General features: G+C 63.3%; 12 protein-coding genes and 1 pseudogene. 8 read left to right on the forward strand and 5 right to left on the reverse strand.

Translation table 11 applies throughout. The features are described from left to right. Nucleotides 1-93: 93 nt before the first annotated feature. Both QMX78_RS15685 and QMX78_RS15690 read right to left on the reverse strand, forming a co-directional pair. Nucleotides 94-579 carry a WG repeat-containing protein gene (locus QMX78_RS15685; RefSeq protein ID WP_282271253.1) on the reverse strand — a complete coding sequence of 162 codons (486 nt, stop codon included), beginning with the start codon at nt 577-579 and terminating at the stop codon, nt 94-96. Nucleotides 580-617: 38 nt separating this feature from the next. Then, entirely contained in the window at nt 618-2,318 is a 1,701-nt protein-coding gene (locus QMX78_RS15690; RefSeq protein WP_282271234.1) for an alkaline phosphatase, read from the reverse strand. A gap of 151 nt (nt 2,319-2,469) precedes the next feature. Between QMX78_RS15690 and QMX78_RS15695 the strand changes: the two genes are divergently transcribed. From QMX78_RS15695 to QMX78_RS15725, 7 genes are all read left to right on the forward strand, one after another. Further along, nucleotides 2,470-3,801, forward strand: coding sequence for a dicarboxylate/amino acid:cation symporter (locus QMX78_RS15695; RefSeq protein ID WP_282271236.1), 1,332 nt, complete (start codon nt 2,470-2,472; stop codon nt 3,799-3,801). 494 nt (nt 3,802-4,295) lie between these two features. Continuing rightward, the gene (locus tag QMX78_RS15700) at nt 4,296-4,829 is read left to right on the forward strand and encodes a hypothetical protein (protein ID WP_282271238.1); all 534 of its coding nucleotides are present in this window, start codon (nt 4,296-4,298) and stop codon (nt 4,827-4,829) included. Between the two features lie 29 nt (nt 4,830-4,858). Further along, entirely contained in the window at nt 4,859-5,467 is a 609-nt protein-coding gene (locus QMX78_RS15705) for a hypothetical protein (protein ID WP_282271255.1), read from the forward strand. 47 nt (nt 5,468-5,514) lie between these two features. Further along, a complete protein-coding gene (locus tag QMX78_RS15710) occupies nt 5,515-6,927 on the forward strand; it encodes an adhesin (RefSeq protein ID WP_282271240.1) in 1,413 nt (470 codons plus the stop codon). 141 nt (nt 6,928-7,068) lie between these two features. Then, the gene (locus QMX78_RS15715) at nt 7,069-7,770 is read left to right on the forward strand and encodes a C39 family peptidase (protein WP_282271242.1); all 702 of its coding nucleotides are present in this window, start codon (nt 7,069-7,071) and stop codon (nt 7,768-7,770) included. Nucleotides 7,771-7,782: 12 nt separating this feature from the next. Next, nucleotides 7,783-8,550 (forward strand): hypothetical protein, encoded by a 768-nt coding sequence (locus QMX78_RS15720; RefSeq protein WP_282271243.1) that lies wholly within the window; start codon nt 7,783-7,785, stop codon nt 8,548-8,550. Nucleotides 8,551-8,601: 51 nt separating this feature from the next. Continuing rightward, complete coding sequence (locus QMX78_RS15725) at nt 8,602-9,927, forward strand: transporter (RefSeq protein WP_282271244.1); 1,326 nt, start codon at nt 8,602-8,604, stop codon at nt 9,925-9,927. Between the two features lie 50 nt (nt 9,928-9,977). On the opposite strand, the gene QMX78_RS15730 is transcribed toward QMX78_RS15725, so the two are convergent. The 3 genes and pseudogenes from QMX78_RS15730 to QMX78_RS15740 all read right to left on the reverse strand — a co-directional run bounded on the left by QMX78_RS15730 (nt 9,978) and on the right by QMX78_RS15740 (nt 12,927). Next, nucleotides 9,978-11,309: a sigma-54 dependent transcriptional regulator gene (locus tag QMX78_RS15730; RefSeq protein ID WP_282271246.1), complete on the reverse strand. Its 1,332-nt coding sequence runs from the start codon at nt 11,307-11,309 to the stop codon at nt 9,978-9,980. Between the two features lie 197 nt (nt 11,310-11,506). Beyond that, entirely contained in the window at nt 11,507-12,250 is a 744-nt protein-coding gene (locus QMX78_RS15735) for a C40 family peptidase (protein ID WP_282271248.1), read from the reverse strand. 106 nt (nt 12,251-12,356) lie between these two features. Then, nucleotides 12,357-12,927: pseudogene (locus tag QMX78_RS15740) on the reverse strand (C40 family peptidase). Nucleotides 12,928-13,000: 73 nt separating this feature from the next. On the opposite strand from QMX78_RS15740, the gene QMX78_RS15745 reads away from it, so the two are divergent. Further along, complete coding sequence (locus QMX78_RS15745) at nt 13,001-13,480, forward strand: peptidylprolyl isomerase (RefSeq protein WP_282271251.1); 480 nt, start codon at nt 13,001-13,003, stop codon at nt 13,478-13,480. The last annotated feature ends 163 nt before the right edge of the window (nt 13,481-13,643 follow it).

The raw sequence follows: 13,643 nt of genomic DNA on the forward strand, positions 1-13,643 counted from the left end.
GCAGATAAACCTTCAGATTGCAGATGGGCTGGCGATTACATTGTTGCCAGCTTCGCGGCTGACGCCGCTCCTACAAAGTCGTGCAGAGCCGGGTCAGGGCAGGGCTTTGCCTTGGCGATCGATGCGGTAGTGCTTGCCGCCCTCGATGGCGGTGTGGCCACCGGGGTCGGGTTTGCCCGGAGCGCAGCCCTGGCAGACCTCGGCGATGCCGTCCTTGAACGGCCAGCCCCAGTCGAAGCGGGCCGCAAAGGCCGGTTGCAGTTGGCGGTCGTAGTAGCCGATCTGGCCATCGACCAGCGATCGGGTCAGGCCTTCCTCGAAGTAATCCGCGCCGTTGTCGTAGGTGATCACCGGCAAGTGGCGGCCGTCGCGACGCAGGTAGTAATGCTGTTTGCCGGCAATGACGGTGGTCAGTCCATCAGCATCGTACTCAAGCTGCGCCAGCGCCGTTTCGGCGACGATCAGCCTGCCATCGCCGGTCCGCTTGCAGCCTTCCAGAATCTTGAACGCATCGGTGTCCATCCGGTAGCAGGCGTCGTCGGCCAGCACGATCGCTGGCAGCGAGACCAGTGACAGCATTGCTGCCACTGGCCATCCGGCACGTTGCCGGAGCAGGCTCACTGCGCCTTGCGCTCGAACTTGACCGGCTGCGGCAGTTCGACCGGCACGCCGTGCGCGTCGCAGGTGCCCAGTGCGCACAGGCGCTCACGCAGGCGCGGGGTGGACTGCACGATCAGGTGGTAGATGGTGTTCTGTTCCATCGTGCCACGCACGGCCTTGCTGCCCGGGCCACGCGCCCAGATGCCGACGTCTTCACCGCCGTGCGATTCGCTCTTGGACGGCACCAGCGCTTCCTGCATGTAGTCCGGATGCTCGGTGTCGACGTGGGTCAGGTCGGGGCGGCCGTTGGCGGTCTCGAAGCTGCTCGGCGAATGCGGGAAGCGCTTCGGGCCGGCCGGCTGCTGGTTGCTGGCACCGGTGTAGCCCGGGCCATTGGCATAGCTCAGGGTGGTGTAGGGCATGCCCATGCCGTCACGGGCCAGGTCCAGTGCGCCCATGCCGTCTTCGCCGCCCTTGTCCTTGACCTTGCCGAGGATGGCATTGCCGCGTGCCGGGTAACCGACGAAGTTCAGCGTATGCGAGTGGTCGGCGGTGACGATGATCAACGTGTCTTCGGCCGAAGTGGCGTCCACCGCAGCCTTGACCGCATCGGACATGGCGATGGTGTCGCCCAGTGCTCGCGCTGCGTTGCCGCTGTGATTGGCGTGGTCGATGCGGGCGCCTTCGACCATCAGCACGAAACCTTCCTGGTGCTTGGACAGGTTGGCGATGGCGGCGCGGGTCAGTTCCGCCAGCGACGGTTCACCGGCGCGGTCCTTGGGGCGGTCCTGCTCGTACTGCATGTGGTCCGGCTCGAACAGGCCGAGCAGGGCCGGCGCGTTGGCGGCCGCCTTGAGCTGGTCGGCGTTCCACACATAGGCGCCCTGCGGGTGCTTGGCCTGCCATTCGGCGACCAGGTTGCGGCCGTCCAGGCGCAGGCCGACCTTGTCGGCGTATTCCGGGTCCTGCTCGTTGATGGTGGTGAACTGGCCACGACCGCCGCCCAGTGCAACCAGCGGGCCCTGGCCGAAACGCGAGGTGGAGATCAGCTGCTGGGCGATGTCCACGCAACCCGCTGCCTTGGCGGCTTCTGGCAGGTCGGTGTCGTTCTCCCAGTTGCGCTCGGGCGAGTGCGCGTAGGTTGCCGCCGGGGTGGCGTGGGTCAGGCGTGCGGTCGAGACGATGCCGGTGGCCATGCCAGCGCTGTCGGCCAGCTGCAGCCAGGTCAGCAGGCCCTTGGGCAGGCTGTCGGCGCAGTTGTTGCGGCTGCCGGCGCTGACGCCGATGGCGCCCATATGGCTCTTCACGCCGGTGGTGATCGCGGTCATGGTGCCGGCCGAATCGGGGGTCTGCGAGTCGGTGTTATAGGTCTTGCTGAACGCAGTGGCCGGGAAGCGTTCCCAGGACAGCAGGTTCTCTTCACCTGGCTGGCCCTTGCGCTGGCCTTCGAGGATGCGTGCGGCGGCCACGGTGGTCAGGCTCATGCCGTCGCCCAGGAACAGGATCACGTTCTTGGCCTTGCCGGCCATGGCGCCATTACCGGCGGCGCGGGCGGCGCCGTCGCGGTACCACCACTGCGGGGTTTCCCCGTCCGGGCGGGTGATCTGGGGGACGTCAACGCTGACTGCGTTGGCCGGGCCGGACTGCGGGCCAGTGCTGGCGCAGGCGCCGAGCAGCAGGGTGGACAGGGCGGCGGACAGGAAACTGGCTTTGTGCATCGTGGTTGTTACCGCTGGATGAAGACAGACCGCCATTATGGTCAAGCGTGGAAGGCATGCATATGACACGCAGCTTTTCTGTGTGGGCATCGTTCTGGCGCAGGCCTTGCGCTATCGTGGCCACCTTCGATTTTTATCCCGGATTGACGATATGAATGTGGTTTCTGCCTGGCTGCGGATCCCCTTCTGGCAGCGGGTGGTCGGCGGCTTCGTGCTGGGTGCGCTGGCTGGCTGGGCGCTGGGGCCGGCGGCCGAGACCTTCTTCGGCCCGCTGGGCGAGCTCTACGTCACCCTGATCAAGATGATCGCGGTGCCGTTGGTGTTCTTCGCGGTGATCAACGCCATCGGCTCGTTGCACGGGCAGAAGTCGGTTGCCGCGCTGAGTGGCCGCACCTTCCTGTGGTTCGTGATCACCGCCGCATTCGCGGTGGGCATCGGCCTGCTGGTTGGCACGGTGATGCAGCCTGGCGCCGGTGGCCTGGAGCTGGCCGTGGATGCGGCATACACCAAACGTGACGTGCCTTCGATCGCCAAGGTGCTGATGGATGTGGTGCCATCCAATGTGTTCTACGCGCTGGCGGGTATCGGCACCAAGGTCAACGAGGCTGGCGAACAGGTGCTGGCGGCAGGACGTGGCTCGATCCTGCCGGTGATCTTTTTCGCCGGCCTGCTCGGCTTTGCGATGGTCAAGCTTGGCGAGAAGGTCAACGAGGCACGCAAGCTGGTTGGGCAGATGAGCGAGATCATGATCCAGGTGACCCGCTTCGTGCTTGAGATGACCCCGCTGGGTACCTTCGGCCTGATCGCCGGGCTGGTCGGCAGCTATGGCTTCGAGAAGCTGCTGCCGCTGGGCAACTTCGTGCTGGCCCTGTACGTGGCCTGTGCGTTGCACATCGTCATCGTCTACAGCGGCTTGTTGCTTGCGCATGGCTTGAATCCGTGGAAGTTCTTCCGTGGTGCGGCGCCAGGCATGCAGGTGGCGTTCGTGGCTTCGTCGAGTTTCGCGGCGATGCCGGTGGCGATGCGTTCCATCAGCGACAACCTCGGCGTCAACAAGGATTACGCATCGTTCGCGGTACCGCTGGGTGCCAGCATCAAGATGGACGGCTGCGGTGCGATCTACCCGGCCTTGTGTGCAGTGTTCATTGCCCAATACACCGGCGTGCCACTGACCCCGGAGCAATACGTGATCGTGCTGATCGCATCGGTGCTGGGCAGCTTCGGCACGGCCGGCGTACCGGGCACGGCGGTGGTGATGGCGACGGTGGTGCTGAGCGCGGCCAACCTGCCGCTGGAAGCGATCGGTTACCTGTACGCCATCGACCGCATCCTCGACATGATGCGCACCATGACCAATGTCACCGGGCAGATGGTGGTGCCGGTGATCGTGGCCAAGGAGACCGGGCTGCTCGATCAGCAGGTGTACGACGCTGCGGGAACGCCTGCGATGGGCGCTGGTGCGAGTGGGCGCCATCCGGACTAGCGGGTTTGCAATCGCAGCGTCAGGAATGGATCAGCATCGCCGCGATACCGTTCACCTGAGTACTTGAGTCACCCAGAATCCGATGCCAGTCCCTTGGCATCGGATTTTTTGTGGGAGCGGCGAAAGCCGCGAAACCCGGACTTAACCGGGTGCCAGAGATGCGGGTAGCCCGGCGCCGCCGGCTTCGCGGCTTACACCGCTCCTACATGCAGCGCAGGGCCGTTGCCGGCCTATCTCATATCCGACGGTTGTTGCTTGTAGCAGGTGTAACAACTGTCTGTAACAGCACTGATACAGCTGCGTGAAAGCCAGGCAGCGCATGCCTTTCGCGGTTCCATCGGGGCTTCCATGCGCCGGCTTTGATGTCAGCATGGCTGTGACATGGATACACCCATGGGTGCCGGGGTAAAACGGCAACCTGTTGTTTTTAATTGAAATTATTGCTTGGCACGGATGCTGCTCTATCACTCGCGTTGGTACGAGTGGACGACGCAATGGACAGCTGGACCCTACATCGTTATGCCGCCCTGATCGGTTTGCTGCTGGTCGGTACTGTCGCTAGTGAGACCGCCATGGCTTCCGGTGCACGTCAGGGCGTAAAGGCACAGCCGGGCGAGATCGTGTTGCTGCGTGATGTATCAACGCGGCCGGCCTACCGCATGGCACCACCGGGCATGGCCTTGATTGCCGATCCCTCACCACGCAAGGAGCTGGGCTCCGCGCTCGGGACTGGTGGCATGAGCGAGCTCAGTGACGATGACTATGCGGCAATGGGGTCGGGCATGGCTGGTAGCCAGCTGGCCGGGCACGGCCAGACCACGGTCGAACGAGTAACCACCGGCATGGTGGGCGGGACCTTGGGGCGCGTTGTCGGCGATGACGGCATGTTGTCCGGAGGTCAGCTGTCACGCGCCATCGGTGGCCCGATGGGCGCCGTGGGTGGTGCGACACGCGGCATTGGCGACCAGGTGCGTGGCGCCTTGGCACAGTTCCCGCTGGGCCAGCCGGCCGGGCCGGGTGGCAAGTGAACGCCTCCTTCGCCCCCATTCCCGCTGCCCTGCTTGTCGTTGCGCTTGCCCTTGCGGGTAGTGCACACGCGCAATCGGGCACTGACAGCTACAGCGGCATGCTGTCCTATCTTTCCACCGACACGCGGATTGACGGTGGGGCCTTGGCCGGTGCCAATGGCTCGATCAAGGTCAACCAGGCGGCGGGTGATCTCAACCTGCAGGCCAACCTGCACAGCATGGCCAATGGCGGACACGCGTCGGCCAGTGTTCGCAGCCTGCAGCAGCGTCAGTCCAATCTCTTCAATTCACCGATGCAGGCCACGGCCACCATCGGCGGCAATGCCCTGGCCGGTGCCGGCGGCATCGCTTCAATCAATCAGGCCAGTGGTGGTGGCAACGCGGAGTTGAACTCCGTCACCGCGACACTGGCCGCACAGGGCATACGCGAGGCAAGTGATGAGGCGATGGCTTCATCCGAGGTGCTCGCGTCGGCAGGGGGGCAGTCCACCGTCACCGACCCCCGCGCAACCCGCAGGGTTGGCGTGGAGGCATCCGCATTGCGCGGGTTTGACGGCGTACTGCAACTCAATCAGATCGCGGGATCAGGCAATGCAACGGAGAACAGATTCAGCATCTCAGTGCAGGGCACCCCGTGAGCACAGTTCCATCCACCCGATGCATCAGAAAATCTGAAGAGGGCACCATGAAAGCGATCAAATGGAATGTACTCGCCATGGCGGTTTCCGCGCTGACCCTCAGCGCGGCAGCCAATGCGGCGGATGACCAGAACGCGACTGCGAACATCAATCACCAGCACGCTGTGACTGAGACGCGGACGAATACCAACACCAACACCAACATCAATACCAATGTCGATACCGACATTGATCTGAAGTTGGATGCGGCAGCCCGCCTGCGCTACAACGAAACGCACAACATCACTGACACGCGCAGCAACACCGAAACCACCAGCACCGTCACCGAGAACGTTCAGAAGACCTCGAACATCTCGGCCGACGAGCGCAAGGAAAAGAACAACCACGGTGTTGATGTGAACCTTGAGAAGGATATCCGTCTGAGCTCGGACGTGAACTTCTCCGGTGATCCGACCATTACCGGCAACATCGATCTGGATTCAGCTGCGATTGCACTCATCGACAACCGTCAGTCGGTCTCCAACAACCAGGCCCGCAATGGCTTGCTGGACAACACCGCATCGATCGCCGACGACGTGGGTTCTGAGGCGTCGGGCAACCTCGGCTTCAACGTGGCTGCCGGCGACAACAACACGCAGGACAATGCTGCGGCGCTGTCCGCTGCCGATGCGTCCTTCAGCTTCGGCATGGCTGACGCCGAAGTGTTCGTGAACCAGGCTGGCATGAACAACATGACCTGGAACCACGGCGTGACCAATGCAGCTGGTATCGGCGACAACGCCTTCTCCGGCGCATCGGGCAACATTGGCGTCAACGTCACCTCGGGTAACAACAATGAGCAGAAGAACGCTCTGGCTGCCTCGGTCGCTACTGCCGCCTATGCCACTTCGACCATCAGTTCGAACCAGAGTTCGAGCGGCAACAAGGTCGAGAACAGTGGCTACTACGATCGTATGGTCAGCACCATCAACGTAAGCCTGGGCGGCAAGGTCACTGGTACAACCAAGGGCAGCGGCACCGGTGAGTACGCTGGCACCGGCAACTCCTACCAGAAGACCAACTTCTATCCGGACAACTGGAATGGTGACTCGCATCCGGCTGGCGGCCAGACCGGTCACTCCGATTGGGACAACCAGACCCAGGGTGCCGTGGCCAATCCGAACCGTCCGGGCGTGGGTGGCATGGCATGGGATACCGATGAGAAGGGCAACCTCAAGTTCAGCGAGATGGGAACTGCTGATCTCACGGCCAGCCTCAGCGGCCAGGTAACCACCGTTGACTGGGTGGCGGTCAATGCGACCAATACCGCCAGTCTGTCGGGCTCGGCGTTCTCCAATGCGTCCGGCAACATCGGTGTCAACGTCTCCTCCGGCACCGGCAACCTGCAGGCCAACAGCCTCGCGCTGGCGGTTGCACAGCCGTCAACCGGTGGTGGTGGCGGTACCGGTAACGAGCCGTAACCGGATGCGTCATCCGCGTGGATGACGCACTGGCTCAGCGTAACAAGCCCGGCCATCCGCCAATGACCGGGTTCCGGGAGCCCCTTTCCCCTCCCCCGGGAGGGGGCTCCCACCTTCCGGCGACCTGGAGGTAACACGCTTATGTTTGCTCGCTCGCTGCTGTTGGCTTGTGCGTTGAGCTTGTCGCCTGGCCTGCTGTACGCAGGGGAGGTGGCGTTCAGCAGTGTGTTGCCAAATGGTGCGCTGTACAGCGGCAAGATCGAGAGCATGAAGGAGCGGCGTTTCCGTAACCTGGTGCGGCAGCAGACCGACTACAGCTGCGGCGCCGCGGCGTTGGCGACAATCCTCAAGCATGCGTACCACCTCAACACCGACGAGGCGACGGTGATCGAGGGCATGATGGGGGTGGCCGACCCGGAGCTGGTGAAGCAACGCGGATTTTCGTTGCTGGATATCAAGCGTTATGTGGAATCCCTGGGTATGCGTGGTCGCGGTTATCGGATTGATGAAGAGCGGCTGATGAACCTGCGCGTCCCCAGCCTGGTGCTGATGGATGTACGTGGCTTTCGCCACTTCGTCGTACTCAAGCAGATACGTGATGGCATGGCCGAGGTCGCTGACCCGATCCTTGGCAATCGCGTGGTGCCGTTACCGGAGTTTCTCGAAGCCTGGCCTTCGCGCGCGGTGTTCGTGGTCATAGGTAGCGACTTCGATCGCAATACGGTGCTGCTGCAACCCAGTGAGAGGCCCAGTGCGCGCGCGCTGTATGCACGCCAGGGGGCCAGCCCCATTACCGATGCGGAACTGGTCGACTTTGGCTTCAGCCATGCTGACCTGTTCTGAAGGAGTGTTGTGATGAGCACAATCAAGTTCGCCCTGCTGGCTTTGGCGCTGAATGTCGCGCTGCCGGCGTTTGGCGCTGAGACACCACAGAAACCAGGCAAGGGCCTGCATGAAATACCCGACCCCGAACTCAACCTGATGCGTGGGCGCTATACCGTGGGTGGCAACGCGGTGGCGTGGTTCGGGGTGACCATGACCTCGACCTGGCAAACCGCGACGGGCCAGAGCCTGCAGGGCGCCATGACGCTTGGCATGGACTTCAGCAAAGGTGGCAACGTGCCGAAGGTGACGTTCACGCCGATCGTCAGCATCACCGACGTCAATGCGCCGTTGCCTGATTCCAGTGGACGCAGCATCGATGGCAGCGGTTTGAACAACGTGGCCGGTGTCAGCCAGAGCGTGCAGATCGCCGGCGATGGTAACCGTGCGAGCAATGTCATGCATCTGAATGTACGCAACGATGGCGTCGTGCCGGGCGGCAGTGGGTCGGTCGCTGGCAATGCAACGGCGCAGTCGGGTGACGCAAGCGCGGTGGCCATCTTTGACGGCAACGCCGCGCGCCTGCAGCTGACCATCCAGGGGCAGGGCGCTGTGCAGCAGTGGCTGCGCAGCGGCAGCGTCGGCCAGAGTGTCCAGCTGACCAGCGATGGGCAGTTGGTCAGCAACCGGCTGCAGATTGATCTGGTAAGGGAGTCGATGGCGGGAAACCTGCCGTTGGCCCAGAACGTGGCACAGGCCATCACGCTCAATCGGGGGATTGGCGGGATAGGCGGGCAGTGAGCGCGGGGCAGCCCCGTGCTTTTGGTGAGTCCAACGTAGAGGAACGACACAATGAAACGACTGGCGATGGCGGCGCTGGTGAGTCTGACTGTTGCTTCACCACGGGTGATGGCGCAGGAGGCGACAACCGGCAACAAGGATGCAGAGGACGTGCGGGCACTGGTGGCGCAGCTGGAGGCACTCAAGGCCAGCTATGCCCAGGAGGTACGGCGTCTGCGTGAATTGGACATGCAGGTGCAGGCAATCCAGGCGCGGGTCAGTGGCAAGACCGCACAGGTGTTGCCAACACCGCAGCTGCCAGCCGGCGAGGCTGCGGCTGCTCCCGTTGCAGCGACAGCCCCACCTGCAACTGCGGCCCCGGCCGGCGAAGGGTATGCAAGCAGCGCGGCTGAAGCGCAGCAGGCCAAGGAAGCGGCACGGCGCAGTGTTGATGACGTGAAGCAACAACAGTCGGCGCTGTTCAATCAAAAGCTGACGTTGGAAAACAGCATCACCTACGCGCGCTACGACCGAAAGCAGCTGACCCTCAATGGCTTCCTGGCGTTGGATGCGATCTTTCTCGGCAACATCGCCATCGAGAACGTCGAGTCCGATTCGCTCACCTACAACTTTGCCGCACGCTGGGGCCTCAATCCCCGGCTGACCCTCAATCTGGATGTGCCGTACATCGCCCGCAAGACGATTTACCAGAAGGGCGGTGCGGGTGGTTCAGCGGCGGCCATCGCGCAGGAAGAAACCCACGGCACCGGCATTGGCGATGTCACCGTCAGCGCCAATTACAAGCTGTTTGGCGAGCGCGGCTGGCGCCCGGAGACCGTTTTGACCGGCGGTATCACCGCGCCGACGGGGCGCGAGCCCTATGGACTGGATTGGAAGGTGATCGAGCGCGACGACGATGACTTCATCCGTTTCGCGGTGCCATCCAAGCAGCCGACCGGCAACGGTCTATGGCAGGCGAACATCGGCCTGTCGGCGGTGAAGAGTGCGGACCCGGCGATCCTGTTCGGCAATATTGGTTATGTGCGTTCGTTCAAGCGTAGCTTCGACGACATCGATGCCAATCCGGACACGGTCAATCCCGGTGAGGTGACGCTGGGCGATTCGTACTATTTCGGTGCCGGCGTGGCGTTTGCATTCAACGAGCGCACCAGCTTGAGCATTTCCTTCAGCGACCGCATGAGCGCACGTGCCAGCACGCGTTACAAGAACGGCAAGTGGATGAAGGTGATCGGTAGTGATGGCAACGCGGGTACGCTCAATCTGGGCGTGACCTATGCGCTGACATCCAAGGCCACTTTTGTGAGCATGTTGGGAATTGGCCTTACCCCGGATGCGCCGGATTTCACCCTGGCGTTCAAGCTGCCTTACATGCTGTGAGGATGATCGGGGGATGAGCTCTGGTGGAGGAGGGCGCCGCGTGCGGTCGATCAACGCAGCGCTTCCAGCTCCAGGTGATGCTTGCGGCACATGCGGTAGATGGTGACCCGTGAGACTTTCATCAATCGCGCGCAGGCGCTGATGTTGTATTGGCTTTGTTGCAGGCAGGACAGCAGGGTTTCGCGTTCGGCCTGGCTTCGTGCCTGGCCGAGTTGGGCGTCGTTGGCAGCCTGGTTGAGCTCCAGATCCGCGCAGCTGATCAGTTCGCCTTCGGCGGTGATGGCTGCGCGCTGTACCCGGTTGAGCAGTTCGCGGACATTGCCGGGCCACGGAAAGCGGTCCATTGCCTGGCGCGCTTCAGTGGTATAGCCGCGGGCGCGGGTGGGGTGGCGGGTGCGGAAGTTGCGCAGGAACTGGCGCGAAAGCAGTTCAATGTCGCCATCGCGTTTGCGCAGTGGCGGCATCGCCAGGCGCAGTACGTTCAGGCGGTAATAAAGATCGCGACGGAAGCGGCCTTCTTCCACCGCACGTTCCAGATCCACGTGGGTGGCGGCGAGGATGCGTACATCCACCGGGATGGGCTGATTGCTGCCAACCCGCTCGATGGTGCCTTCCTGCAATACCCGCAACAGGCTGGTCTGCGCATCCAGCGGCAGGTCGCCGACTTCATCCAGGAACACGCTGCCGGTGTGTGCGGTTTCGAACAGGCCTTGCCGACGGCCGGTGGCACCGGTGAAGGCTCCACGCTCATGGCCGAACAGTTCCGACTGGACAAGGGTGGAAGGAATGGCACCGCAGTTGATGGCCTGGAAGGGCTTGCCGTTGCGCGCCGACAGGCGGTGCAGCGCATGTGCGGCGACTTCCTTGCCGGTGCCGGTCTCTCCGGTGATCAGGACCGGCAGGTCCACCGGCGCGTACTTGCGCAGGGTGGCGCGCATGACCAGCATCACCTCGCTCTCGCCGAGCAGGGTATCCAGCACGTCTTCACTGGCCGCGCGTGGCACTTCATTGCTCAGGCCCTGCAGCCCGCGCAGTAGTTCCTTCAGATCCGGTGGATGCGGGAACTGTTGGCGGCAGGCGGCAAGCAGGGGATGCCGTGGCAAGTATTCGATGTCATCTGTTGCCGGGGTGATTGCAAACAACGGCATATGGTGATGCTCGGCGGTGAGCTTGCCGATGCGCTCCAGCTCACTTTCCGAGCTGGTGCGGAAATCGATCAGGCCAACCACCGTATCGCCGCCGCGCATGCCAATGTCGGCGGGCTGTTGGGGAAGTACCGTTCGCACCTGCCAGCCATCCGCAGCCAGCATTACTTTTTCTCTTGCCCCCGGATTTCCGAACCAGATCACACAACGTGCACTTGACACAGATGTCGCGGCCATGCCTGGTCACTCCTCCATTCGGCGTCACCATATACCTGTCATTCACGCATGCGCAATCGTATTTGGCACTTTGTTGCAGGCGACAGGAACGTTGTTCGCATTAACTTTTGTGCAGGACAAGTGATGTCGAAAGGACGGGCAATAAAAAAGCCGCAACCCGAAGGTTGCGGCTTGGCAGGTAGCTGCCAGCAGGGCGCTTACAGCGCCATGCGGCGTGCCTGCATGAACTTGTCACCCCAGTAACCGGTGAGCAGGGTGTCGGTGCGGACGTCCTTGCCGGTGCTCGGAGCATGCAGGAAGCGGCCTTCGCCGACATAGATGCCGACGTGGTCAACGCGGCCCTTGCGGCCGAAGAACACCAGATCGCCAGCGGCCAACGCGGCGCGGTCATTGATCAGTTCGGCATTGGCCTGGCTGGCCATCTCGCGCGAGACGCGCGGCAATTCGACACCCAGAGCGGTACGGAACACGTAACCGACCAGGCCGCTGCAATCAAAGCCGGCGTCCGGCGAGGTGCCGCCCCAGCGGTACGGGGTACCCAGCAGGGTCATGGCGCGGCGCAGGATGGACTGCACCTTGCCGTCGGAGTCGTTGGCCAATGCTGCCTCGGTGGCAGCGGAGACACCCTTGGAGGCGTCGTAGGCGGAGATAAGGCGGCTGAGATCGCCGGCAAACATCGCCGAGCGGTCCATCAGCGGAATGGTGTCGCTGGCGGCCAGATGCGGCAGCAATGCGGCGAGTGTGGCGGTGGCAGCGCTGTCAGCCTTGCTGCGCGGTGCTTCGGTCTTGGCCGCGGCCGGCTTGGCTGCCGGGGCAGTATCGGCGCTCTGGGCGAGGGCGGGCAGGCTGGCCAGAGCCAGTGCCGCGGCGCAGATCAGGCGGCGGAGGGTGAGCGTAACAATCTTGGGCTGGCTCGGATGGGACGTGTTGTCAGTCGTCACGCGGCAGTCACTTGAAAAAGTCGATGGGCGATCATGCCCTGTGAAACGTGTGGATAGGTACAAATTTCGTTAAATAATCGTTATTTTTCGCGGGCAATGTCTCGTTTTATCGTAATACCCGCTTCGCACCGGTGTAATGATCGCGCCAATAAGCCCCATCCAGGTGGTCCAGGCGGACGGTTCCACCAGTGCTGGGAGCGTGTACGAAGCGGCCTTCACCTACATAAATGCCGACGTGGAAGACGTTGCCTTTGTTCCCAAAGAACACGAGATCGCCGGCGGTCAGGCGATCGGGGGCGATCTTTGGCCCCTGGATGGTGGCGAGCTCGCGCGAGGTGCGTGGCAGGTTCAGTGCCAGCATGTCCCGGTATACATAGGTGACCAAGCCGCTGCAGTCGAAGCCGGACTCCGGGGTATTGCCGCCATAGCGGTACGGCGTTCCAACCAGACCCAGGGCGCGCATCAGCACCGAGGCGGCTGCGGCGGGGTCGGCGGGGGCGACCGGGGAGTAGTTGCGGGCCGGATTGGGTGCCGAGGCCCGTTTCGGCGGGCTGTGCCCGCAGGCGGTCAGCAGCGCGACGGTCAGGAGCGTGGCCGGCAGGCGCCACGAGCGGAAGCGGGGAACTGGCGTGATGTGCATGGAGCCCGGATAATGCGCCACCTTAGAAGGCCGTCATCATGGCGGCGTCCCCGGCGGCCGACAAGCCGTCCCAACGTCTGCCAGCGGGCAGCCATTTATCAGAGTTGCGCATGAAGATCGAAAAAGACCGCGTCGTCCGTTTCCACTACACCGTCTCCGAAGTCGGCCAGGAGCCGATCGAGAGCTCCAAGGACCGTGATCCGTTGGCCATCCTGATCGGCCACGGCAACATCATCCCGGGCCTGGAAGCGGCGATGATGGACAAGGAAGCCGGCGAAAGCTTCGGCGTCGACGTGACGTCGGCCGATGCTTACGGCGAGCGTCGCGAAGGCATGACCCAGCGCGTGCCGAAGAAGCACTTCGGCAAGACCCCGCTGATCCCGGGCACCCAGGTGATCCTGCAGACCAACTTCGGCCCGCGTGCGGTCACCGTCGAGAAGGTCGGCATGACCGTGGTCGACGTCGACCTGAACCACCCGATGGCCGGCAAGGACCTGCATTTCGACGTGGAAATCGTCGAAGTGCGTGAAGCCAGCGAAGAAGAAGTGCAGCACGGCCACGTGCACGGCGACGGCGGTCACCAGCACTAAGCGTTTGCCGCAAGGCAATGCAGCATCGGAACGGCCCGCGAAAGCGGGCCGTTCTGCGTTGTAGGGCCGTCCCATGTAGTGGGGGGGGGGGGGGGGGGGGGGGGGGGGGGGGGGGGGGGGGGGGGGGGGGCGGGCGGGGGGGGGGGCGGGGGGGGGGGGGGGG

Source organism: Stenotrophomonas sp. PS02298, assembly GCF_029959445.1.
Lineage (GTDB): Bacteria > Pseudomonadota > Gammaproteobacteria > Xanthomonadales > Xanthomonadaceae > Stenotrophomonas.

What these genes read in the sequence shown, in the direction of transcription:
- QMX78_RS15685 (WP_282271253.1), bottom strand. Translation starts at nt 579, where the DNA reads ATGCTGTCACTGGTCTCGCTGCCAGCGATCGTGCTGGCCGACGACGCC.
- QMX78_RS15710 (WP_282271240.1), top strand. Translation starts at nt 5,515, where the DNA reads ATGAAAGCGATCAAATGGAATGTACTCGCCATGGCGGTTTCCGCGCTG.
- QMX78_RS15690 (WP_282271234.1), bottom strand. Translation starts at nt 2,318, where the DNA reads ATGCACAAAGCCAGTTTCCTGTCCGCCGCCCTGTCCACCCTGCTGCTC.
- QMX78_RS15715 (WP_282271242.1), top strand. Translation starts at nt 7,069, where the DNA reads ATGTTTGCTCGCTCGCTGCTGTTGGCTTGTGCGTTGAGCTTGTCGCCT.
- QMX78_RS15725 (WP_282271244.1), top strand. Translation starts at nt 8,602, where the DNA reads ATGAAACGACTGGCGATGGCGGCGCTGGTGAGTCTGACTGTTGCTTCA.
- QMX78_RS15720 (WP_282271243.1), top strand. Translation starts at nt 7,783, where the DNA reads ATGAGCACAATCAAGTTCGCCCTGCTGGCTTTGGCGCTGAATGTCGCG.
- QMX78_RS15700 (WP_282271238.1), top strand. Translation starts at nt 4,296, where the DNA reads ATGGACAGCTGGACCCTACATCGTTATGCCGCCCTGATCGGTTTGCTG.
- QMX78_RS15745 (WP_282271251.1), top strand. Translation starts at nt 13,001, where the DNA reads ATGAAGATCGAAAAAGACCGCGTCGTCCGTTTCCACTACACCGTCTCC.
- QMX78_RS15695 (WP_282271236.1), top strand. Translation starts at nt 2,470, where the DNA reads ATGAATGTGGTTTCTGCCTGGCTGCGGATCCCCTTCTGGCAGCGGGTG.
- QMX78_RS15730 (WP_282271246.1), bottom strand. Translation starts at nt 11,309, where the DNA reads ATGGCCGCGACATCTGTGTCAAGTGCACGTTGTGTGATCTGGTTCGGA.